Origin of the sequence: Nakamurella multipartita DSM 44233 (genome assembly GCF_000024365.1) — a bacterium.
In the GTDB taxonomy this organism is placed as follows: domain Bacteria; phylum Actinomycetota; class Actinomycetes; order Mycobacteriales; family Nakamurellaceae; genus Nakamurella; species Nakamurella multipartita.
Window position 1 is genome coordinate 3,595,009 of the sequence record NC_013235.1, and the last position, 20,318, is coordinate 3,615,326.

The window sequence follows — 20,318 nt, forward strand, 5'->3', positions numbered from 1 at the left end:
ACCGGGGCCGGTCAGGGTGCCGATCAGGATCGTGCGCGGCGCGCCGGGTGTCCGTCTTGCCGACCATGATCGCGCCGACAAGGATCGCGGCATGACCCTCCCCCGCCGGGACTCGACCACGCATCTGATCGGCCTGCTGCTGGGCACCGAGAACGACTGGCCGACGGCATTCCAGACCCTGACCAAGCGGCTCGACCCGATCAGTTACCGCGGTGAGGCGCACCACGTGGACACCGAGCGGATCACCATCGAGCCGTTCGACCTGCGCGCGCCGGTCCGGCACGACGTCGTCATCGACCGGCTGGCCTGGTGGTACTACCACCCGCGGGAATGGCTGAAGAAGGCAGCGCTGGTCAACGACACCTACCTGCTCAACAACCCGTTCACGTTCCAGGCGATGGAGAAGCACTCCGCGTACTGCGCGATGATCCGGCTGGGCTTCGACATCCCGGACACCGTGCTGGTGCCCTACAAGAACCCGGTCGATCACGAGAAGTGGGCCTACACCGCCGAGCGGTACAACCTGCCGTTCGACCTGGACGAGGTGGCCTCCCGGGTCGGGTATCCGATGTTCATGAAGCCGTTCGACGGCGGCGCCTGGCGCGGTGTCTCCCGGATCGACGATCAGGAGGCCCTGCACAAGGCCTACAACGAATCCGGGCAGATGCTGATGCACCTGCAGGCGGCGGCCCCGTACGAGTCGTTCGCCCGGTCCCTGACCATCGGACCGGAGACCAAGATCATGCGGTTCCGGCCCGAACTGCCGATGCACGACCGGTACGAGGTCTCACACAACTTCCTGCAGCCCGAGGCCGGGATGGAGATCCTCGCCCTGTCCCGGACGATCAACGCGTTCTTCCGGTGGGAGTTCAACTCCTGCGAGGCGCTGGTCACCGGCACCTCGGTCAAACCCATCGACTACGCCAACGCCTGCCCGGACATCGCGATCACCTCGCTGCACTACTACTTCCCGTGGGCCATCACCCAGCTCGTCGCCTGGTCCGTGTTCTGCGCGGTCACCGAGCGAAAGCCGCAGGTGGACACCAACTCCCGGGCCTGGTATGACGTCGCGGACGATCCCGAGCTGAACTGGGCGGCCAAGCTCGGCCGGTACGCGCTGATGGCCGACCAGTACTTCGAGGCCGACCGGTACCGGGAGTTCTGCGCGACCTCCCTGGCCTCGCTGCCGGAGATCGTCTACGACTGGATCACCTCGGCCGAGTTCGACGCGCTGCTGGTCGACACCGTGCGGACCACCTATCCCGCGCACGAGCACGAGCGGTTCCTGGCCCACTTCCGCGGGCTGATCGGGCTGTGGGTGGCCGACCAGCGCTAAGGCTCAGCAGGTCGCGTCGTCGGCCGGCAGGGTCAGGTTCAGCAGGTAGTCGTTGCCGATCTGGTCGGCACAGTCATTGCCGGTGCCCAGGTAGGCGGTGTGGTTGGTGCCGTCCACGGTCAGCAGCCGGGCGTCCAGGGTCGAGGCCAGGTTCACCCCGGCCTGGTAGGGCGTGGCCGGGTCGTGGGTGGTGGAGATGACCAGCACCTGGGGCAGGCCGGGCACGCTGGCCACCGGCTGCAGCGGCACCGGAGGGGCGGCCCAGTAGTCGCACGCATCCTTGACCGCGACCGGCGGGTCCCCGCTGGCCAGGAACGGCGCCGCGGCGGCCACCTTCTCGGCGATCTGCTGAGCCTGGGCCGGGTCGACCGTGCGCGAACCGTCGATGCAACCGATCGCCACGAAGGCGTCCTGCAGGTTGTTGTAGTGGCCCTGCGCGTCCCGTCCCAGGTAGGAGTCGGCCGAGGCCATCAGCTCGGTGCCGTCCCCGGCGGCCAGCGCGGTCAACGCCTTGGTCAGGGTCGGCCAGCCGGCCTCGCTGTACAGGGCGCTGAAGGTGCCGGTGGTGGCGTCGCTGAAGGTCAGCACGCGCCCGTCGGCCAGCGGCAGCGGCTTGTCCAGCAGCGGACGGACCAGCGCCTGATACGCGGCGGTGGCCCCGTCGGCGTCCTGACCCAGGGGGCACTGGCCCTGCTCGACGCACGAGGCCGCGAAGTCGTCGAAGGCCTGCTGGAAGCCCTCGGACTGGCCGACCGCGGAGGCGGCCGGGTCCTCGTTCGGATCCACCGCGCCGTCCAGGATCATCGCTCGGACGTTCTCCGGGAACTGCCGGGCGTACTCGGTGCCGATCGAGGTGCCGTAGGACCAGCCGATGTAGGTCAGCTGTCGATCGCCGAGCGCGGCCCGCAGCACGTCCATGTCCTTGGCCACGTTGGCGGTCCCGACACTGCCCAGGAAGGCGGCCCCGTCGATCCCGTCGGCCGGGCCGGACAGCGCCGCGCACCCCTGGGCGAACTGCTGGGTCAGCGCGTCGGCCGCCTGCACCTCGTCCGGGGTGCGGGTCCGGACGGTGGTGGCCCGGGTGGCGTCGCGTTCGGCGTCGGTCTGGCAGCGGATCTCCGGCGTGGACGCGCCGACGCCCCGCGGGTCGAAGCCGACGAAGTCCAGTTGGGCGTTGATGTCTTTGGCCAGCCCGTAGGACCCGTAGACGCCGGCGATCTCAACCCCGGAGGCCCCGGGCCCACCCGGGTTGACCACCACCGAACCGATGCGGTTGGCCTGGTCGGTGGCCGGCTTGCGCAGCACCTTAAGGGTGATGGTCTGGCCGTCGGGGTCGTCGTAGGACAACGGCACCGTCAGGTCCGCGCACTGCAGCGACGGCGCCCGGTAGAACTTGGTCTCGTCGGAGACGGCCAGCGAGGCGCAGGAACCCCAGTCCAGGTCCTGCTCGTAGAACCTCTCCAGCCCGGCGGGCACCACCGCGGTGCCGGTCGCGGTCGAGGGCGCCCCCGACCCGGCCGGTGCTGATCCCGATGCCGATGCGGACGTTCCCGCCGTCGGCACCCCCGTGCCCAAGCTCGCGGTGCCGGCCACCGAGGTGGAGCAGGCGGCCAGCGCCACACCGACGAGGACAAGGGCGGCGGGCCGGAGCCGACGTGATCGGGGATTCACCCGACGATCATGCCATCGGGCCCGGTGCGGCCCGGTGAAGCGGGATGCTCCCGGGTTTCACCGCGCGGCAGCGCCGGTGCCGGGCCGGGGTCAGCCCTGCCCGCGCCGCCACTGCGCGTCTTCGGCTTCCTTGCGCTGCTCGCGCTCCCGAATGATGTCCAGGGCCTGGGCCGCCTCCTCGGCGGTGTCGAACGGGCCGAGAAGATCCTTGGCCTTGCTCTGGCCCTCGGGTTCGACCTGGCCGGTCGTGATGTTGTAGTAGTAGCCCTTGCTCTGGCCGATTTCGTCACCCATGGTGATCAGCCTGCCATGTCGGGCCGGGCCGCGCCGGGATGGGCTCGCGTGGCCGGTCCGCGGCCGGATCAGACCGGCTTCACGACGAACCGGTGGGCCGCGGGATCGGCCGAGACCAACTGCACGGTGATCACCGACCCCTCGGTCAGGCCGTCCGGTGGGCAGTGGGCCCGCACCGGGGGCTCGCGCAGCAGGACGATCGCCCGGTTCTTCTGCGGTTCCAGCTGCAGCACGGTCGCGGCGAACTGCTCGCCCTCCCGACCGTGCAGCACGAACGCCGACACCGCCCCGGCGCAGGCCCGGTTCAGATCGGCCGCCTTGCGGTCGGCCGCGGTCATCGTCGCCGGCAGGTCCGGCAGCGCGGTGCGCGCCCAGTCCGGAACCGGCCGACCCGCGTGCAGGGCCAGGCACACCTCGGTGGCGTAGCGGTCGGCCAGCCGGCGCAGGGGCGCGGTGACGTGCGCATAGGGGCCGCCGACGCCCCCGTGCTCGGCCTGGGCCGGGGGCGCCCCGTCGAATGCGGTGTACCCGGCCCCGCGCAGCAGGCGGACCGCGTCCTCCAGGAACGCGGCGTCCCGCGGCCGGTCGCCGTCCAACCCGGCGATCACCTCGGCGACCGGCATGGACGGCGGCCAGGCAATGCCCAGCACCGCGGTCGCCCGGCGCAGCAACTCGACCTGCTCGGGGGTGGGCGGCGGCAGGGTCCGCAGCAGTCCGACCCCGCCGTCGAGCATGATCCGGGCCGCGCAGATCCCGGTGAGCAGGCTGATCTCGGCGTTGTGCTGTTCGATCGGCAGCACCGCCCGCCGGACCAGGGTCCACCGGCCGTCCGGCCCGCGCACCACCTCGGTATCCGGGATGTCCAGATTGATCGCGCCGCGGGCCCGGCCCAGCAACCGCCGCAGGGCGCCGATCTGCGGCAGCAGCTCGATGGAGGGGTGCAGCCGGCCGGCGTCGGCGTCGACCTGGGTCGAGGGATAGTCCAACTGGGCGACCGAGCGCACGGCGCTGCGGCGCACATCGGCCGCGGTCGGCTCGCCGGCGCTGTCCAGCTCGATCGTCCAGACCACCGCCGGCCGGTGCGCTCCGGGCAGCAGGCTGGCCGCACCCTCGGACAGCTCGGTGGGATGCAGCGGCGTCGACCGGTCCGGGCTGTACAGGGTTGCGCCGCGCCGCCAGGTCTCGGCGGCCAGCGGGCCCTGCGGTTCGACGAAGCCGGCCACGTCGGCGATCGCGTACCGGACCAGGAAGCCGGTCCCCCGGCGGGACAGGTGCACCGCCTGATCCAGGTCGCGCGACCCGGGCGGATCCAGCGTCACGAACGGCACGTCCAACGGGTCGGCCAGCGGGGGCGGCTCGGCGGCCGCCTCCTGCGCCTGCGCCACCGCGGCCGCCGGGTACCCGTCGGGGATCCCCAGCTCGTCGCGGATCGCGTCGAAGTCGATGGCCTTGGGCGGGGCGAGGATCGTCCGGGCCAGCATGCAGGCCAGGTTAACCGGCTCGGCCACCGCAGACCTGGTCGTCAGGCCGGGAAGCCCTCGACCACCGTGTCCGGGGTGGCGCTGAGCTGCCGCAGGTAGCCGGCCAGCCCGGCCGGGGCCCGGCCGTCCAGGCGCGCGCTGGTCACCACCGGGCCGGCGCCGGTCCGCTCGAACACCCCACCGGCGGCGCTCACCGCCGCGGCCAGCGCGACGTCCTCGTCGCCGGTGACGTCGGCGAAACCGCCGACCGCCAGGTACCAGTCGGCCCGCACCCCCAGGTTGGCGCCGTGCACGTGCAGATGCCCGTCGGAGAGCTGGTGCCGCCGGTACCACCGGGCCGCCACCTCGTCGTCCAGCTCCCCCGGGTCGGGTCGGACGGTGCCCAGCAGCAGCCCGGCGCCCCGTTCGGCGGCCGCCCGGTGCGTGGCCAGCCAGTGCACCGGCACGACCGAATCCGCGTCCGTGTTGGCGATCCAGCTCCGCTCGGGCCGCACCCCGTCGGCGGCCCACTCGGCGAGCGCGCTGCGCACCCCGGCGGCGCGGGCCGCGCCCACCCGGCCGGCGTGGCTGAGCACCGTGCGCACGTCGCGCCAGCCGGCGAGCAGGTCGACGGTGTGGTCGGTGCAGCGGTCGGCCACCACCACGATCTTGACGTCCACCGCCGGGGCGACGCGCCGCAGGTGCGCCACCGAGGCAGTCACCGCGGCCAGGCAGCGGTCGATGCGTCCCGATTCGTTCCGGGCCGGGATGACCACCCCGATCGCCGCCGGACCAAGAAGATTCACGCCAGCACGCCGGCCCACCGGGCCACCGAGGGCGTCCCCGGGGGCGCCAGCACATCCAGCCGGAAGTCCTCCTCCAGATGGCTGACGATCACATCCAGACCCGATTCGGCGATCAGCGCGGCGTGCACCTGGTCCCCGGTCAGCGGGTATCCCAACGGCGGGTGGCGCCAGTGGCAGGCCAGCACGACGCCGTCCGGCTCGAGCGAGCCGACCGTGCGCCGGATCAGCCGGGACAGATCCGTGCGGTCGCAGTAGTAGCCCAGCTCCGACAGCACGATCAGGTCGAACCGCTCCGACGGCCACTGCTCGGGCACGGCGATCCGCCGCACCTGGACGTGCGGCTGGTCGGCCACCCGCCGGCGGGTGGCCGCAACGGCCGAGTCGGCCAGGTCGGCGGCCAGCAACCTCGCGCAGCGCGGGGCCAGCAGCTCGGTCAACAGTCCGATCGCACAGCCCGGCTCGAACGCCGAGCGGAATCGGGGCCGGGTCAGCGATGACTCGGTGATGGCCCGCTTGCGCTGCTCGTACCAGTTGGCGCCCAGGCCCCAGGGGTCGTCCTTGACCTCGTACAGCGCCTCGAAATAGTCGGTGGGCAGGGTTCGCTCGACCGGCAGGAAGATCTCGTACGGGCGGCGGAAGTGGGCCAGGAACGCCTCGTGCAGCACCGGCCGGTCGGCCGGGTCCGGGCTCAGCGCGCTGACCTGGCTGCGGTGCTCGGCAATGGCCGCCCGCTTGGCGGCCAGTTCGTCGTCGGCCAGGGCCAGCACGGCCAGGCGCGAATCGTGCAGGCGGGCGTCGTCCGGACCGGCCCAGTGCCAGGCCCAGATCGGGAACTGCAGCACCCGGGCGCCGGTCGCCGCGGCGGCCTGCTCGCCGGCCCGCGCCACCGCCTCGTGGTCCGGGTGCGCGTCGTCCCGCCAGGGGGTGAGCAGCAGGGTGCCCGGCGCCGCCGGCTCCAGCGCCTCGAGCGCGGCGGCGACCAGGCGCTCGTGCTCGGTGGCCAGGGTGCCGTCGGGCAGGCCCAGCCGGCGCACCGTCGCGGACGGCGCCAATCGGTGCAGCGCCCGATCCAGTTCGGCGCGGCGCAGGGCCGCGAGCCGCTCCGGCGGATGGGTGGGCGAGCCCGGATGCGAGCCCTCACCGTCGCTGGCCACGATCACCTGGATCGGCCGCCCCCGGGCCTGCAGGCGGGCCAGCAGGCCGCCGGCGCCGAGGGTTTCGTCGTCCGGATGGGCGGACAGCACCAGCACCCGGTCGATTCCGTCCAGGTTCAGCGGCGCGGCCCGCTCGTCGATCCGCGACGCCCGCCACCGGTCCTCCGGGGTGCCGGTGTCGTTGCGATCGAAGACCGGCACGGTCGGGACCGCCGCCGTCCCCGTGGTCACGGCCATTCCTTGCGGTCGCGGACGAGCGCGCCGAGCGCCGCGTCGTCCCGCTCGGCGTGCTGCTGGCGCACGTACAGCTGCAGGTCGGCGACCCGTCGGGCGTGGTCGTCGTCGAACGCCAGCGGCGCCGGGCCGAGCGCGTGCCCGACCCGGGTGAGCACGGTGTCGACCGTGCCGGCGACCACGGCGCGAACCCGGGCCGCCCACAGGGCGCCGGCCGGGCCGTCGGCCCGCCCGTCGTCGACGGCCGCCGCGGCCGCGTCGAGCAGGTGCTGACCCGCGGTCAGCGCGGCATCGATCGCGCCCAGGTGCATCAGGCCGATCTGGTCCGGCTCGCGGGCGCGCACCGCGCGGTGCAGGGCCCGGGCGACGCCGATGGCGCCGCCGAGCCAGCAGGCCGCCACCCCCATCCCGCCCCAGGCGAACCCGGACCGGGTCAGGTACCAGCCGTCGGCCCCGACCGGCTCGGCCGGGCAGCGGTCCAGGTGCACCGCGGTCGAGCTCACCTGCACCAGCCCGCGGGCGTACCAGCCGGTCGGTGGATCGACCCGCACGTGCGGGCCGGTCAGATCGATGGCGAACAGGCGGCGGCCGCCGCCGGGCAGGTGCGCGGTGATCAGCGCCCGGTCCAGCCGGTCGGCCAGCGAGCACCACGGCTTGGTGCCGGACAGGACCCAGCCGTCGCCGGCCGGCTGGGCGTCGACCCGCACCCCGGGACCCTCCGCGGCGAAGACACCCCACAGCTGCGCGGCGGCCCGGTCGGCGTCCAGGCTGGTCCGGCCGCCGACCGCCTGGTCTTCGGCCAGGATGGCCAGGGCGTCGGTGTGCGCCTCGGCCACCCGGGCGGCAGTCAGATCGGCCGCGGCCAGATCCCGCAGCAGGGCCCACCGCCGGGCCGTCCGCCCGCGGCCGGGCACCGCAAGCCGGGGGCCGACCTGCCGGGCCAGGGCCAGCGCGCGGCCGGCGTCGCCGGCGACCGCGGCGGCCAGCGCGACGAGGTCGCCGGGCGTGGGGTCGTCGGGACGGGCCGCCGCAGCGGCGGCGGTCTCGGCGAGGGGGGTCGCAGTCACGCCCGGCGAGTGCCCGACGCGGCCGCGCACCAAACGGGGCCGGACGGGCGGCGGGCGGGCGGCGGGCGGGCGGTGGGCGGCGCTGGGTCGGCGAAGGGCGAGGGATGAGTCCGCCATGTAAGCCGGGTTCTGTTCACGGGCGCCTCGCGGCGATCCCGTTCGGCGACCATCCATCTCGACGTACCGTTGCCGGCACGCTCCAGCGGTCCACCCGCAGGCTCGGGCGGGCTGCCCTCGAACGCCTGCGCACCCCGTCCGTTCCGGACGTGGCTTTTCGACCTTGCTCCGGGTGGGGTTTACCGAGCCGCCCCGGTCACCCGGGGCGCTGGTGGTCTCTTACACCACCGTTTCACCCTCACCGGGCACCCGAGGGTGCCTGGCGGTCTGTTCTCTGTGGCACTATCCCGCGGCTCACGCCGGGTTGCCGTTAGCAACCACCCTGCCCTGTGGAGCCCGGACTTTCCTCGACCGGTTCACCCCGGTCAGACCGGGGATGGCCGACCGCGGTCGCCCGGCGGACTCATCCGCGATGATCGTACGTGAGCGCCGACCCACCCTGGTGCCGCCGCCGGGCGACCCGCAGGATGAGCTCATGGGTTGGTACCGGGAACGCGTCCTGCCCGGGATTCACAACCGTGTCCTGGACACCGAGGCCATCGGCCGCATCCGGGATCGGGTCTGCGCCCCGCTGCACGGCCGGGTGGTGGAGATCGGATTCGGGTCCGGTCTGAACGTGCCGCACTACCCACCCGCGGTCACCCGGGTGCACGCCATCGAACCCTCGGCCCGGGCCCGGGACCCCGACGTGCGGCGCTGGCAGCAGCGGCTCAACCCGCTGAATCGGCGGCTCAGCGGCTGCCGGCTGGACACCGGCGTGCCGGCCGTGCTGCGGGACGGCGGGCTGCACGTGGGCGCCGGCCGCGAGTACTACCTGCCGGGTGCGGCCCGCTGGGCCGCGTATCTCTACGAAGGGACGGCCCGGACACCGCAGTGAGGGGTCAGTCCAGGTGCCCGGTTTCGTTGACCGCCCAGACGACGACGCCGCCGTCCTGGTCGACGGTGAAGGCGGACATCGAGCCGGTGTCGACCCGGAGCCGGTAGGCCGTCGACGGATCCACCTGCAGTGCGGTGGTCAGGATCATCTTGGCCACCGCCGCGTGGGTGACCAGCACGACGGTGTGACCCCGGTAGGTGCGCAGCAGCTCGGTCAGCAGCGACCGCACCCGGTCCCGGACCTGGGTGAACGACTCGCCGCCCGGCGGGGCCGCCGCCGGATCGCGGCGCCAATCGGCGACGACATCCGGCCAGTCCACCTCGATCTCGGCCATCCGCCGCCCGGTCCACTCGCCGAGTGCCTCGTCGACCAGGCGATCGTCGAGAACCACCGGGACCCGCGCCCGACCGGCGACGACCGCCGCGGTGTCCCGGCACCGCAGCAGCGGCGAGGTCAGCACCACCGCGGGCGCCAACGGGGCCACCCGGTCGGCGGCGGCGGTGGCCTGCCGCCCCCCGCGGTCGGTCAACGGGACGTCCTCCCGGCCGGTGAACCGGCCCTGGGCCCCGAAGGTGGTCTCGCCGTGCCGGATCACCAGGAACCGGGTGGGGTGCCCGTCGCGCGGGTGGGGCAACGCCGCCGCCGGATCCGGTTCGGCCGGGGTGTCGGTGGTGGCGACCGTCCAGACCCGGCCCTCGGCGGCCGCGTCCATCGCCTCGTTGGCCAGCCGGTCGGCGTGGGCGTTGCGGGCCCGGGGCAGCCAGTCGAAGGTGACCCGCTCGAACTGCGCGACCAGGCCCGCGGCCCGGCTGGCCAGCGGCTTGATGTCCGGGTGCTTGACCTTCCACCGGCCGGACATCTGCTCGACGACCAGCTTGGAATCCATCTGCACGGCCACGGTGACGGCGCCCAGCTCCAGCGCGGCCTCCAGACCGGCGATCAGCCCGCCGTACTCGGCGACGTTGTTGGTGGCCCGGCCGATGGACGCGGCCCGTTCGGCCAGCACCGCACCCTGGTCGTCGAACACGACGGCGCCGTACCCGGCCGGCCCGGGGTTGCCGCGGGAACCACCGTCGGCCTGGACCACCACATGGTTCGCTTGCTGCGGCGCGCTCACGATCGAATGAGGATGGCGCCACATTCGGTACAGCGGACGACCTGGTCGACCCCGGCCGCCCAGATGTCGTTCAGCGCGCTGCGGTCCAGGTCCATCCGGCAGGCCTCGCACCGCGGACCGTTGAGCGCGGCCGCCGCGGTCCGCCCACGGGCCCGGATCTGCTCGTACAGCGCGAGCAGGTCGGCCGGCATCCCGTCGGTCAGGCCGGCCCGTTCCGCGGTGACCCGGGCGATCTCGTCGTCGATGTCGGCGAAGGCGTCGTCCCGGCGCTGCTCGGCCGCCTGCAGGTCGGCCCGCGCGGTGGCCAGCTCGGCGTCGACCTGGGTGACCTGCGCGTCGGCGGTCTCCCGCCGTTCCATCAGCTCCAGCGCTTCGTCCTCCAGGGTCGACTGGCGACGGGCCAGCGAGACCAGCTCGTGCTGCATGTTTTCCAGGTCCCGCGCCGGCGCCACGCCGGCGGCCAGCCGGTCGCTGTCGCGCTTGGCCCGGGCCCGCACGGCGTCGATCTCCTGGTCGAGCTTGCGCGATTCGCGGTCCAGATCGCCGATCTCGGCCTGCCCGCGGACCAGGGCGCCGCGCAGCCGCTCGACGGTCGCGGTGCCGTCGGCGATCTGGGCCAACTCGGGCAGGGTGCGACGGCGATGCTCGGCGGCGGCCACGGCCTGATCGATGCGCGCGAGGTCCAGCAACCGTCGCTGGATGAACGGATCGGCTTTGGCAGGCACCGGCTACATCACCCCGTCGGACATTTCGGCTCGGCTGGCGACGCTACCCGACGGCGCCGGTCTCGGCGTGCACGGTCCAGGGATCGGTCCTGGTCGTGGACACCGTCACGGTGAGCTCGGGATGGGCGGCGCGCAGCAGGTCGGCGGCCACCGGCAACCAGGGCCACTCGCCGGCCCAGTGGGCGACGTCGACGACCGCCGGGTTCCCGGGGACGTCGACGAATTCGGCGACCACGTGATGACGCAGGTCGGAGGTCAGGTACACGTCCGCGCCGGCGTCGGCGGCCGCGCTCAGGTAGGAATCGCCGGCCCCGCCGCACACCGCGACGGTGCGGATGGGCCGGTCGGGTCGGCCGGCGGCCCGGACGCCGCCCACCGTCGCCGGCAGCCGCCGCGCCGCGTGCGCGGCGAACTCGGTCAGCGTCATCGGTTGCGGCAGCACCCCGACCCGCCCGCTGCCGGTCACCCCGTGCTGTTCCGATCCCCGGTCCGATCCCTGTTCCGGTCCCCCGTCATGGGGCACCAGCGGCCGCGTCCCGCCCAGCCCGAGCACGGCGGCCAGCGCGTCGTTGACCCCGCCGACCGCGGTGTCGGCGTTGGTGTGCGCGGCCACGTGGGCCACCCCGGCCCGGATCATCCGATGCACCAGGGCGCCCTTGGCCGAGTCGGCGGCCACCGACTGCAGCGGCCGGAACAACAGCGGGTGGTGGGTCAGCAGCAGTTGGGCGCCGGCGTCGATCGTCTCCTGCACGGTGGCCGGGTCGACGTCGACGGCCAGCCGGATGCCGGTCACCGGCTCGTCGGGATCGCCGCAGGTCAGCCCGATCCCCGTGTCCCAGTGCTCGGCCAGCGCGGCCGGGTAGGCCGTTTCCAGGGTGTGCAGGACATCACGCAGCCGGGTCACGCCCGCAGTGTCTCAGGCCCGGCCGTCCCGTGCGGTCGGCGACCTGAGGAACAATGGCCCGGTGACATCGGAGCTTCGGATCGCCGCCGACCCCCGGCTGCACGTCTGCGTGGTCTGCACCGGCAACATCTGCCGCTCCCCCATCGGCGAGCAGGTGCTGCGGCGCGCCCTGCAGGAGGCCGGGCTCGACGACCAGGTCCGGGTGAGCAGCGCCGGCACCGGCGACTGGCACGTGGGCGCCGGCGCGCACCGCGGTTCGGTCCGGGTGCTGGCCGAGGCCGGCTATCCGACCGAGCACACCGCACGGCAGTTGACCCGGGCCGATCTGGCCGAGATCGACCTGGTGCTGGCGGCCGATCGGGATCACCGCGCCCTGGTCAAGCGGATGCTGAGCGAGCCGGAGCGGGACAAGGTCCGGCTGCTGCGGGATTTCGACCCGGACGCCGACGGCGACGAGGTCCCCGACCCGTACTACGGCCCGCACCAGGGGTTCGTCGAGGTGTTGACGATGACGCAGGCGGCGGTGCCCGGCGTTATCGCCGAGATCCGGCGGCTGCTGGCCGAGCAGGACCGATGAACCAGCGGTCACGATGACCGGCCCGCGGACGGCTCCGGCCCCCGAGCGGCCCGGCGGCCTGCGGCGGCTGGCGTTCCTGCTGCGGCCCGGCTGGATCGCGGTCATCCTGGCCGGTCTGGCCTTCGCCGGGGCCTGCTTCTTCCTGCTCGCGCCCTGGCAGTTCAATCGCAACGCCGAGCGCACCGCCCAGAACGCGGCCATCACCGCCGCCCTGACCTCGCCGGCGGTGCCGGTGCTGGACCTGATGTCCACCACCGGCCAGCCGCCGGAGTCCGCGACCTGGCACGTGGTCACCGCGACCGGCACCTTCGACCCGGCCCGGCAGGTCCTGGTCCGGCTGCGCCAGAACGCCGCCGGCCACCCCATTTCTGAGGTGGTGCTGCCGTTCCGGCTGACCACCGGGCAGACCCTGCTGGTCGACCGCGGTTCGATCACCTTCATCGAGCTGAGCCAGGGAGTGACCGTCCCCGACGTGCCCACGGGCCAGGTCACCATCAGCGGCCGCGTCCAGGACGACCAGCTCGACCCGTCCCAGCGGCCGCCGACCACCGAGAACGGTCAGGTGCAGGTCACCGAGATCAGCGCGGCCATGATCGGTCAGGCGTTCGGCACCCAGCCGGGCGAGGCGTTCCTGGGCGGCTTCGTCCAGCTGACCGAGCAGAGCCCGGGCGTGCTCACCCCGATCGAGGTGCCGCAGACCGACGCCGGACCGTTCCTGTCCTACGCCCTGCAGTGGGAGGCCTTCGGGGTCATCGCCCTGATCGGGCTGGGGGTGTTCGTGGTCCGCGAGATCCGCGACCCCCGCGCCGACGACGACGAACCGGACCCGCGGGTCCGCGCAGCGGCCACCGCACCCACCGCCGCCCCGACCTCCGCCTCGACCACCGCCTCGACCACCGCCTCGACCTCGGTCCCGGCCTCGGCTCCAGCCGCTGGACCGAGCAAGGCCCCGGCGGCCGCCGAGCCGGTGGTGGCCGGGCGCGAATCGCGGCGCCGCTCCCGCGACGGGTTCGACCGCAGCCAACTCTGGGACGACGAGGGCACCCCCTGACGCCGGCCGAGGCCGCGGAGCGGGCCGCCGCGGCGCAGGACGCCGTGCTCACCGGGAACGTGCGGCGGCTCTGGGCGCTGCCCGGGACCGCGCTGGGCGTCAACTCCCGCCCCGCGCGGCTGCGCCACCGCACCTTCCTGGCCTGGAACTACTGGTGGCAGGCGCACCTGCTGGACTGCCTCATCGACGCCGAGCTCCGGGCCCCGGACGATCGCCGCCGAGCCCTGATCCGGCGGGTCATCCGGTCGGTCCGGGTCCGCAACGCGGGCCGGTGGACCAACGCCTACTACGACGACATGGCCTGGCTGGGGCTGGCCCTGCACCGGGCCGACCAGATGCTCGGCCTCGGCCGGCCGCCGGTGGTGCGGCTGCTGACCGGCCGGCTGCTCGATGCCTGGTCGGCCGAGCTGGGCGGCGGCATCCCGTGGCGGCGCGGCGACGAGTTCAAGAACGCCCCGGCCAACGCACCGGCCGCGATCCTGTTGGCCCGCACCGGTTTCCTGGACCGGGCGGTGTCCACGGCCGGCTGGATCGACACCGTGCTGCGCGACCCGGAGACCAATCTGATCCGGGACGGCGCCCGACCCGACGGCGCCGGCGGCATCCGGATCGAGACGCCGATCTACACCTACAACCAGGGCGCGGTCCTGGGGGCCGAGGTGGAGCTGGCCGCCCGGTCCGTGGCCGGGGCGCGGCACGCGGAACGGGTAGCCCGCACCGTGGACGCCGTCGCCGACCGGCTCTCGGTCGGCGGCGTGCTGACCGGGCACGCGGGCGGCGATTCCGGCCTGTTCACCGGCATTCTGGCCCGCTACCTGGCCCGGGTGGCCACCGATCTGCCCGGTGACGACGCCCGGGCGGCGCGGGTCCGGACCCGCGCCGCCGACCTGGTGCGCACCTCGGCCGAGGCGGCCTGGGTGCACGCGAGCACGGCCGGCGGACGCCTGACGTTCGGCCCGGACTGGACCCGCCCGGCTCAGCCCCCGGGGGTGGCGGCCGGCGGACCGGAACGCGACCTGTCGGTGCAGCTGTCCGGCTGGATGCTGCTGGAGGCCGCCGCCGCGCTTGACCGGGTCGCCCACAGGCCCAGCACCGGCAGCAGCAACGGCAGGTAGCCGTACCCGACGCCGAAGCCGGACCAGACCGCCGCCCGGCCGAAGCCGCCGACCGCGATCTCGGCCAACGACACCGCGACCACGCCGACCAGCTCGACCAGGCAGCACCAGCGACTCACCCGCAGGCTGCGGTCGGTCCCCCGGCGCAAACCGGCCGCCGCCAGCAGGTACACCACCCCGGCGACCCCGCTCAGCGCGACCGCGGCCGCGGTCCGGCCGTCCACGACGGCCCCGGTCAACGCCTGGTAGCCGCTGCGGGCCAGCGCGGCGATGGCCAGCACCGTGTAGGCCACCCCCAACCCGACGACCAACGCCCCCGCCCTAGCCACCGCTGCGCCAGGTCGCGACCAGCCGCCACTGCACGACCAACCCCGCGATCGCCGCGACCGCCAGCCGGATGTCCTGACCGGTGCGCACCCGGTCCCCGGTGCTCATCGCCCCGCAGACCGGCAACAACACGACGGCGACCGCCGCGTAGGCCAGGAACAGGCCGGGCTCGGCCGGTCCCCGCCCGGTCACGATGGCCAACCCGGCCAGGCCGGCCTGCACCAGCAGCAGGAGCTGCAACATCCAGGCCGCCGCCTGCAGCCACCGCGGCCGGGGCACCCGGCGGGCCACGACCACCACCGCCAGGACGGCGATGACCAGGCTGTCGATCGCGATCGCCAGGACCAGCGGCGCCGTCACGCTCGCGCCCTGCGGTTGCGGCGGGTCCGACGCCGGACCAGCCAGGTGGACACCCCGGTGACGGCCAGGGCCAGCGGGGCCAGGCCCAGGACCAGCCAGATCGACCGCCACCAGCCGTTGACCACGAACCCGGCGTGCACCGGGAAGTTCCACATCTGCCACAGATGCTGGGACAGCGGCTCGTCCGGGCCGCCGCTGGTCAGGGTCGCCTGCGCGGTCCGCCGGTCGACGGCGACGCTGAGATCGCCCGGGAAGTCGGTCAGCTCGTAGGGGTCGATGCCGTCGGCCAGCCACACCGTGTACGTCGCCGTCGGGTCGTCCGCGTCCGGCAGCACCACGGCGGCCAGGCCGGCCGCGGGGACGAGGGCGAGCGCGGCGTTCGCGGCGGCGTCGACCCCGACGTCGGCCCCCTCGCCCTCGGCCGAGACCACCTCGGGCGCCTCGACCGGGGTACCGGGGGTCAGCGCATTCCACACGGTCTCCACCGGGGTCAGCTCGAAGCCGGCCCCGGTCAGCCCCCAGATCAGCAGCAGCGGCAGCGAGATCATGCCGATCACCTTGTGCAGGTCGGTGTCCCGGGCGAACCGGCCCTTGCCCCGCCGCACGGTCAACGACGCCTTGAGCCGGCTCGGTCGGGGCCACCACAGCCACAGCCCGGAGACGGCCAGGAACAGCAGCACCAGGCCGAGCAGGCCCAGGATCAGCGCCCCGACGGTGATCGGCGCCCCCTCGTAGCCCAGCCAGCCGGTGCCCGGCACCTCGGCGGTCAGCGCCTCGACGTACCCGGGCTCATTCTCGCAGGTCAGCAGGCACTCGTGCAGGTTGGCGGTCCAGGCCAGCCAGGTCGGCTCGGGCGCCACCTCCCCCAGCAGGGCGCCGGTGGCCGGGTCGACGGTGAACGACCGCTCGAAGTCGGTGACCCGCAGCACGCCGTTCTCGGCGATGACCGCGGTGGGCGCGAAGTCCGGGTGCGCGGCGGCGACCGTGGCCTGCGCCTGGCCCAGGGTCACCGTCGCCGGTCCGCCGGCAGCGGCGTAGGCCTCGGAATTGAGCCATCGCTGGATCTCCGGCGCGTAGACCAGGATCGCGCCCGAGGTGGTGATGAGGACGAGCACCAGACCCAGGATCAGCGAGAGCCAGCGGTGGGTGACGATCAACGTGCGGCGCACCGGCCGGCGGCGGCGCCGAGCCTTGGGCCGCGGTGCCGGCCGGCTGGCGGGCGGCCGCGCCGCGGACACGGGTGCGGTGGCGGGAACGGGAGCGGGAGTGGCCGGCGGGGGCTCGTCCGGCTGGTCGTCGGAACCGGCCCCGTGGGCACCGGTCAATGATCCTGCAGTCATGCGCGTATGGTCTAGGTAAGCCTTACCTATGTCAATTCATGATCGACATACGACTGACGTGCCGTTGATCACGCAAAACAGCAGGAAACTGACATCGTGTCCGCCTTGTGATGCAGGTTAGGCTCAGCTATATCGCCTTGGTTCGGCGCCCCGAGCCGGTCTAGATTGAGCCGGTGACCCCCGCGCGTCCGCCGACCCGCCCCTTCCTCGGGGCTCTCGGATTCGCCGCCGGCGTCGGCGCCGCCGCCGGGGCCGCATTGGCCGCCCCCGGCGGCCTCAGGCGCGCGGTGGCCGGAGCGGGAATCGGGGCGGTCGCGCTCGCCACGACCGAGACGGTCTCCCGGCACCGGCAACGACCCGGCGAGCTCCCGCCGCTGTTCCAGCGCATCGCGGTCAGTGCGGCGCTGGTCGCACCGCTGGGCTGGGCCGCCGAGCGGTGCGGCGCCGGGCCGCGCACGATCGCGACGGCCACCGGCGGACTGGGCGGACTGCTCGGCGTCCGGCCGCAGAAGATCGCCTTCGGCCCGGCGCTCGGCCTGGCCGCCGGTGCGCTGCTCGGCCGCACCCGGATGTCCGGCGCCGGGGTCGCGGCGGCCACCATGCTCGTCTACCGGGTGTCGTCGGCCCTGCTGTTCCGCGACGCCCAGGTCCGTCTGCTGGCCGAGCGGGTCCCGGCCGCCGAACTCCCGTTCGTAGTCCCGCGGGCGGCCCGATCCACCTATGTCGGCACGAGCTACCTGAAGGACCTGGCCGAGCAGCTGGGCGCCCGCTACGACCCGGACGTCGCCGACATCGGCATCGTGCCGTCGCTGGACGAGCTGGCCGGACCGGACTTCGACCCGGCCGCGGCCGACCCGCTGGTCCGCGAGTTCTACGAACACACCACCCGGTTCCGGCTGGACATCGACCCGCAGTGGCGGACCTGGATCCGCCCGGGCTACCTGCTCTATCGCAGCGTGGTCGCCCGGCCCCTGGGCCAGGCGAACGTCCCGATGAACCAGCGGGACATCGAACGCGGCGTGCGCAGCCGGATCGACACGATCACCCAGGCCGGCCGCGGCGGCGACCCGGAGACGATCCGCTGCTGGATCCGGTCCTACGCCGACACCGACGACCCCATTTACGTCGGCATCTACACCACCTACCGGGACGCCGACCGCGGGTACGTGAGCGTCGGCTTCCCGGTACCGCAGGGCAGCTTCACCGCCACCCTGCTGCCCCGGGCCCGGCCGGGTGGCGGGCTGATCCTGACCAGCAGCAGCGACCTGCCGCACCCCGGTCACTACCTGGCCGTCATCGAACCGGACGGCGGCGCGGACCCGGCCGGGAGCGAGCTGACCGTGCTGGCCGTGCCCGGCTTCGGCGAGCGGCTGGACGTGCACGTGCGTGACGGGCAGCTGCGCGCCGAGCACGCATTCACGCTGTTCGGCCGGCCGTTCCTGGTGCTGCACTACCGGATGCACCGCAAACCGGCCGCCGGCGCGGAGTAGCGTGCCGACGATGCGTGTCGGTGTCGTCATCCTGCCCCAGTTCAGCTGGCCCGAGGCCCGCGCCCGATGGGCGTCGTTGCAGGAGCGGGGCTTTGCCCACGGCTGGACCTACGACCACCTGTCCTGGCGGGATCTGAAGGACGAGCCCTGGTTCGGCACCCTGCCCACCCTGGTCGCCGCGGCGACCGCGACCAGCACGCTGCGGTTGGGCACCTGGGTGATGTCGCCGAACTACCGGCACCCGGTCACCACGGCCAAGGACCTGATGACCCTGGACGACGTGTCCGGCGGGCGGCTCATCGCGGCGGTCGGCGCGGGCGGCACCTGCTGGGACGCCACCGTGCTCGGCCAGCCGCCGCTGACGCCCCGGCAGCGGGTCGCCCGGCTGGCGGAGTTCGTCACGCTGACCGACCTGCTGCTCACCCAGGCCGACACCACCTGGGACGGCGAGTATTTTCACGCGGCGCAGGCCAAGATGATCCCGGCCGGCAGCCGATCCCGGATCGAGCTGGTGGTGGCCGGCAACGGCCCGAAGACGATCGGCCTGGCCGCCCGCACCGGCGACGGCTGGGCGACCACCGGTCCCGAATCGTCGGATCTGGCCCAGGATCAGTGGTGGGCCCGGGTGGCCGGACTGGCCCGGACGTTCGAGGACGCCGCCGCCGCGGCCGGCCGCGACCCGGCTGCCCTGCGCCGGTACCTGAACCTGGATTCGGCCCCGGAGCTGTCAATCGGCAGCCTGGACGCGTTCACCGACGCTGCCGGCCGGGCGGCCGAGCTGGGCTTCACCGACGTCGTCGTGCACTGGCCGCGGCCGGACGGCGTCTACGCCGGCGACGACGCGGTGCTGGATCGGATCGCGGCGTCATTGACCGGCGGGACGTGGACGGGCCGCTGAGTCCTGGCCTCGCCCGATCCGCGAGAGGAGGCAAACCCTCGACATGTGCGTGTGTCACACATACAGTCGGGTCATGACCACGACCACAGAGCTGAAACTGCAGATCGGTTCCTGGGACGAAAACCCCTACCGGGAGTTCGACGACGGCCGAAAGTTCACCCGCGCCGAGGTGGCCCTGGCCGATGCGGACGCCGGCCTGCAGGCCTCCTACGAGGGGTTGATGTTCTACGCGGCCGACGGCACCAGCAGCTACGTCACGCTGATGCAGATCACCGGCACCCTGGACGGTCGGTCGGGCAGCTTCGTGCTCACCGGCTCGGGCAACTACGACGGCACCACCGCCGCCGGCGAGTCCCGGATCGTCCCCGGCTCCGGCACCGGCGAGCTGGCCGGGATCAGCGGGTCGGCCAGCAGCAGCTCCACCCACGAGGACTACCCGGTCATGCCGTTGACCCTGCAGTACGACCTCGGTTGACCCAGCTGGACCGGACCGCCAACGTGCTGGGCGCGTTGGCGGCCACCGTCACCGACCAGGCGACCGCCGCGATGCTGGCCGCCGCCGACCTGCCGGCCACCGGCTCGTCGTCGGCGCTGGCCACGTTGTCGGCGATCGCGGAATTCCTGGACGCCCCGACGGTCGATCAGGTCCGCCGGGTCATGGGCCTGACCCCCTCCGGCGCGGTGCGGCTGATCGACCGGCTGGAGTCCGAGGGGTTGGTCGTCCGCGGTCCCGGCACCGACGGCCGGACCCGGGCGATCACGCTGACCGACCGGGGCGCCGCCGCCGCGGCCGCGCTGGCCCGGGCTCGCCGGCAGGTGCTGACCACGATGCTCGACGGGCTGGCCCCGGACGAGCTGGACACCCTGGGCGAACTGCTCGGCCGGATGATGGGCAACGCCGTGCGGGCCAAGACGGGCGGCGCCTGGATCTGCCGGCTGTGCGATCTGACCGCGTGCGAGCGGGCCGACGGCCGCTGCCCGGCGGCGACGGCCGCGCTGGCGCACTACGGGGTCCGGGCCGCCGACGCGGGCATCGCCCCGGCCCCGGGACCCGACCAGCCGTGACTCACCTACCGATGTGGACGTGCCCGCACTGCGGCCGCACCTTCGCGAACCGGAACCAGACCCACCGGTGCGCCGCCCTGGGCGATCTGGACGCCCATTTCGCCGGCTGCGACCCCGCGGTGCGGGCCACGCGCCGGCACGCCCTGGACGGCCACCTGGTCCTGGCCGAACGGATCGACAGTCCCCGCTTCACCCGGATCCACACGTTCTCGCCCCACAACGTGCTGCACGCGTTCCGGCTCACCGGCCCCGAGCAGGTCGACGACGAGTTCGCCGGCTGGCTGCGGCGGGCCTACGCGGCCGGCGAGCAGCGCCACCGGGGACCCGGCTGAA

21 protein-coding genes and 1 other RNA gene are annotated in these 20,318 nt (G+C 73.9%); 10 read left to right on the forward strand and 12 right to left on the reverse strand.

What is annotated here, in order from left to right:
* The first annotated feature begins 91 nt into the window (after nucleotides 1-91).
* The gene (locus NAMU_RS16145; RefSeq protein ID WP_015748464.1) at nucleotides 92-1,336 is read left to right on the forward strand and encodes an ATP-grasp domain-containing protein; all 1,245 of its coding nucleotides are present in this window, start codon (nucleotides 92-94) and stop codon (nucleotides 1,334-1,336) included.
* Nucleotides 1,337-1,339: 3 nt separating this feature from the next.
* On the opposite strand, the gene NAMU_RS16150 is transcribed toward NAMU_RS16145, so the two are convergent.
* The 7 genes from NAMU_RS16150 to rnpB all read right to left on the reverse strand — a co-directional run bounded on the left by NAMU_RS16150 (nucleotide 1,340) and on the right by rnpB (nucleotide 8,545).
* The gene (locus NAMU_RS16150) at nucleotides 1,340-3,007 is read right to left on the reverse strand and encodes an alpha/beta hydrolase (RefSeq protein WP_041369049.1); all 1,668 of its coding nucleotides are present in this window, start codon (nucleotides 3,005-3,007) and stop codon (nucleotides 1,340-1,342) included.
* 90 nt (nucleotides 3,008-3,097) lie between these two features.
* Nucleotides 3,098-3,301 (reverse strand): hypothetical protein, encoded by a 204-nt coding sequence (locus tag NAMU_RS16155; protein WP_015748466.1) that lies wholly within the window; start codon nucleotides 3,299-3,301, stop codon nucleotides 3,098-3,100.
* 68 nt (nucleotides 3,302-3,369) lie between these two features.
* Nucleotides 3,370-4,782 (reverse strand): RNB domain-containing ribonuclease, encoded by a 1,413-nt coding sequence (locus tag NAMU_RS16160; protein ID WP_041370816.1) that lies wholly within the window; start codon nucleotides 4,780-4,782, stop codon nucleotides 3,370-3,372.
* Nucleotides 4,783-4,823: 41 nt separating this feature from the next.
* A complete protein-coding gene (locus NAMU_RS16165) occupies nucleotides 4,824-5,567 on the reverse strand; it encodes a glycosyltransferase (protein ID WP_015748468.1) in 744 nt (247 codons plus the stop codon).
* Nucleotides 5,564-6,952, reverse strand: a complete 1,389-nt coding sequence (locus NAMU_RS16170; RefSeq protein ID WP_015748469.1) for a bifunctional PIG-L family deacetylase/class I SAM-dependent methyltransferase — start codon at nucleotides 6,950-6,952, stop codon at nucleotides 5,564-5,566. Before NAMU_RS16170 ends, NAMU_RS16165 begins: the two co-directional genes overlap by 4 nt.
* Nucleotides 6,949-8,022 (reverse strand): acyl-CoA dehydrogenase family protein, encoded by a 1,074-nt coding sequence (locus NAMU_RS16175; RefSeq protein ID WP_041369051.1) that lies wholly within the window; start codon nucleotides 8,020-8,022, stop codon nucleotides 6,949-6,951. Before NAMU_RS16175 ends, NAMU_RS16170 begins: the two co-directional genes overlap by 4 nt.
* 101 nt (nucleotides 8,023-8,123) lie before the next feature.
* An RNA gene (gene rnpB / locus NAMU_RS27965) (RNase P RNA component class A) lies at nucleotides 8,124-8,545 on the reverse strand.
* A 6-nt stretch (nucleotides 8,546-8,551) separates the two neighbouring features.
* On the opposite strand from rnpB, the gene NAMU_RS16180 reads away from it, so the two are divergent.
* Entirely contained in the window at nucleotides 8,552-9,016 is a 465-nt protein-coding gene (locus tag NAMU_RS16180; protein ID WP_217180437.1) for a hypothetical protein, read from the forward strand.
* A 4-nt stretch (nucleotides 9,017-9,020) separates the two neighbouring features.
* On the opposite strand, the gene NAMU_RS16185 is transcribed toward NAMU_RS16180, so the two are convergent.
* The 3 genes from NAMU_RS16185 to NAMU_RS16195 are packed head-to-tail and all read right to left on the reverse strand — an operon-like array spanning nucleotide 9,021 to nucleotide 11,762.
* Nucleotides 9,021-10,133, reverse strand: coding sequence for a bifunctional RNase H/acid phosphatase (locus NAMU_RS16185; RefSeq protein WP_015748472.1), 1,113 nt, complete (start codon nucleotides 10,131-10,133; stop codon nucleotides 9,021-9,023).
* A complete protein-coding gene (locus NAMU_RS16190) occupies nucleotides 10,130-10,858 on the reverse strand; it encodes a zinc ribbon domain-containing protein (protein WP_015748473.1) in 729 nt (242 codons plus the stop codon). The genes NAMU_RS16185 and NAMU_RS16190 overlap by 4 nt, the downstream gene beginning before the upstream one ends.
* A gap of 43 nt (nucleotides 10,859-10,901) precedes the next feature.
* Nucleotides 10,902-11,762 carry a Nif3-like dinuclear metal center hexameric protein gene (locus NAMU_RS16195; RefSeq protein ID WP_015748474.1) on the reverse strand — a complete coding sequence of 287 codons (861 nt, stop codon included), beginning with the start codon at nucleotides 11,760-11,762 and terminating at the stop codon, nucleotides 10,902-10,904.
* A gap of 61 nt (nucleotides 11,763-11,823) precedes the next feature.
* Here NAMU_RS16195 and NAMU_RS16200 point away from each other — a divergent pair, with 61 nt between their 5' ends.
* From NAMU_RS16200 to NAMU_RS16210, 3 genes are read left to right on the forward strand one after another with little or no spacing between them, the layout of a single operon-like run.
* Entirely contained in the window at nucleotides 11,824-12,339 is a 516-nt protein-coding gene (locus tag NAMU_RS16200) for a low molecular weight protein-tyrosine-phosphatase (protein ID WP_015748475.1), read from the forward strand.
* Nucleotides 12,340-12,352: 13 nt separating this feature from the next.
* On the forward strand, nucleotides 12,353-13,390 hold the full coding sequence (locus tag NAMU_RS16205; RefSeq protein ID WP_015748476.1) for an SURF1 family cytochrome oxidase biogenesis protein: 1,038 nt from the start codon (nucleotides 12,353-12,355) through the stop codon (nucleotides 13,388-13,390).
* A 44-nt stretch (nucleotides 13,391-13,434) separates the two neighbouring features.
* Entirely contained in the window at nucleotides 13,435-14,505 is a 1,071-nt protein-coding gene (locus NAMU_RS16210; protein ID WP_015748477.1) for a glycoside hydrolase family 76 protein, read from the forward strand.
* Between the two features lie 321 nt (nucleotides 14,506-14,826).
* Here NAMU_RS16210 and NAMU_RS16215 read toward each other — a convergent pair whose 3' ends face one another.
* Together NAMU_RS16215 and NAMU_RS16220 are read right to left on the reverse strand one after the other, a co-directional pair.
* Nucleotides 14,827-15,192, reverse strand: a complete 366-nt coding sequence (locus tag NAMU_RS16215) for a hypothetical protein (RefSeq protein WP_015748478.1) — start codon at nucleotides 15,190-15,192, stop codon at nucleotides 14,827-14,829.
* Nucleotides 15,189-16,532: a PepSY-associated TM helix domain-containing protein gene (locus NAMU_RS16220; RefSeq protein ID WP_083785861.1), complete on the reverse strand. Its 1,344-nt coding sequence runs from the start codon at nucleotides 16,530-16,532 to the stop codon at nucleotides 15,189-15,191. Before NAMU_RS16220 ends, NAMU_RS16215 begins: the two co-directional genes overlap by 4 nt.
* 173 nt (nucleotides 16,533-16,705) lie before the next feature.
* On the opposite strand from NAMU_RS16220, the gene NAMU_RS16225 reads away from it, so the two are divergent.
* The 5 genes from NAMU_RS16225 to NAMU_RS27525 all read left to right on the forward strand — a co-directional run bounded on the left by NAMU_RS16225 (nucleotide 16,706) and on the right by NAMU_RS27525 (nucleotide 20,317).
* On the forward strand, nucleotides 16,706-18,022 hold the full coding sequence (locus NAMU_RS16225; protein ID WP_015748480.1) for a hypothetical protein: 1,317 nt from the start codon (nucleotides 16,706-16,708) through the stop codon (nucleotides 18,020-18,022).
* Nucleotides 18,023-18,032: 10 nt separating this feature from the next.
* The gene (locus NAMU_RS16230; RefSeq protein ID WP_015748481.1) at nucleotides 18,033-18,920 is read left to right on the forward strand and encodes an LLM class flavin-dependent oxidoreductase; all 888 of its coding nucleotides are present in this window, start codon (nucleotides 18,033-18,035) and stop codon (nucleotides 18,918-18,920) included.
* 73 nt (nucleotides 18,921-18,993) lie between these two features.
* On the forward strand, nucleotides 18,994-19,395 hold the full coding sequence (locus NAMU_RS27520) for a DUF3224 domain-containing protein (protein WP_052307969.1): 402 nt from the start codon (nucleotides 18,994-18,996) through the stop codon (nucleotides 19,393-19,395).
* Nucleotides 19,392-19,985, forward strand: a complete 594-nt coding sequence (locus NAMU_RS16240; protein ID WP_015748483.1) for a MarR family winged helix-turn-helix transcriptional regulator — start codon at nucleotides 19,392-19,394, stop codon at nucleotides 19,983-19,985. The genes NAMU_RS27520 and NAMU_RS16240 overlap by 4 nt, the downstream gene beginning before the upstream one ends.
* Entirely contained in the window at nucleotides 19,982-20,317 is a 336-nt protein-coding gene (locus NAMU_RS27525) for a hypothetical protein (protein WP_138180271.1), read from the forward strand. Before NAMU_RS16240 ends, NAMU_RS27525 begins: the two co-directional genes overlap by 4 nt.
* Nucleotide 20,318: the final 1 nt, after the last annotated feature.

What these genes read in the sequence shown, in the direction of transcription:
- NAMU_RS16155 (WP_015748466.1), bottom strand. Translation starts at nt 3,301, where the DNA reads ATGGGTGACGAAATCGGCCAGAGCAAGGGCTACTACTACAACATCACG.
- NAMU_RS27520 (WP_052307969.1), top strand. Translation starts at nt 18,994, where the DNA reads ATGACCACGACCACAGAGCTGAAACTGCAGATCGGTTCCTGGGACGAA.
- NAMU_RS16145 (WP_015748464.1), top strand. Translation starts at nt 92, where the DNA reads ATGACCCTCCCCCGCCGGGACTCGACCACGCATCTGATCGGCCTGCTG.
- NAMU_RS16230 (WP_015748481.1), top strand. Translation starts at nt 18,033, where the DNA reads ATGCGTGTCGGTGTCGTCATCCTGCCCCAGTTCAGCTGGCCCGAGGCC.
- NAMU_RS16205 (WP_015748476.1), top strand. Translation starts at nt 12,353, where the DNA reads ATGACCGGCCCGCGGACGGCTCCGGCCCCCGAGCGGCCCGGCGGCCTG.
- NAMU_RS16220 (WP_083785861.1), bottom strand. Translation starts at nt 16,532, where the DNA reads ATGACTGCAGGATCATTGACCGGTGCCCACGGGGCCGGTTCCGACGAC.
- NAMU_RS16180 (WP_217180437.1), top strand. Translation starts at nt 8,552, where the DNA reads ATGATCGTACGTGAGCGCCGACCCACCCTGGTGCCGCCGCCGGGCGAC.
- NAMU_RS16160 (WP_041370816.1), bottom strand. Translation starts at nt 4,782, where the DNA reads ATGCTGGCCCGGACGATCCTCGCCCCGCCCAAGGCCATCGACTTCGAC.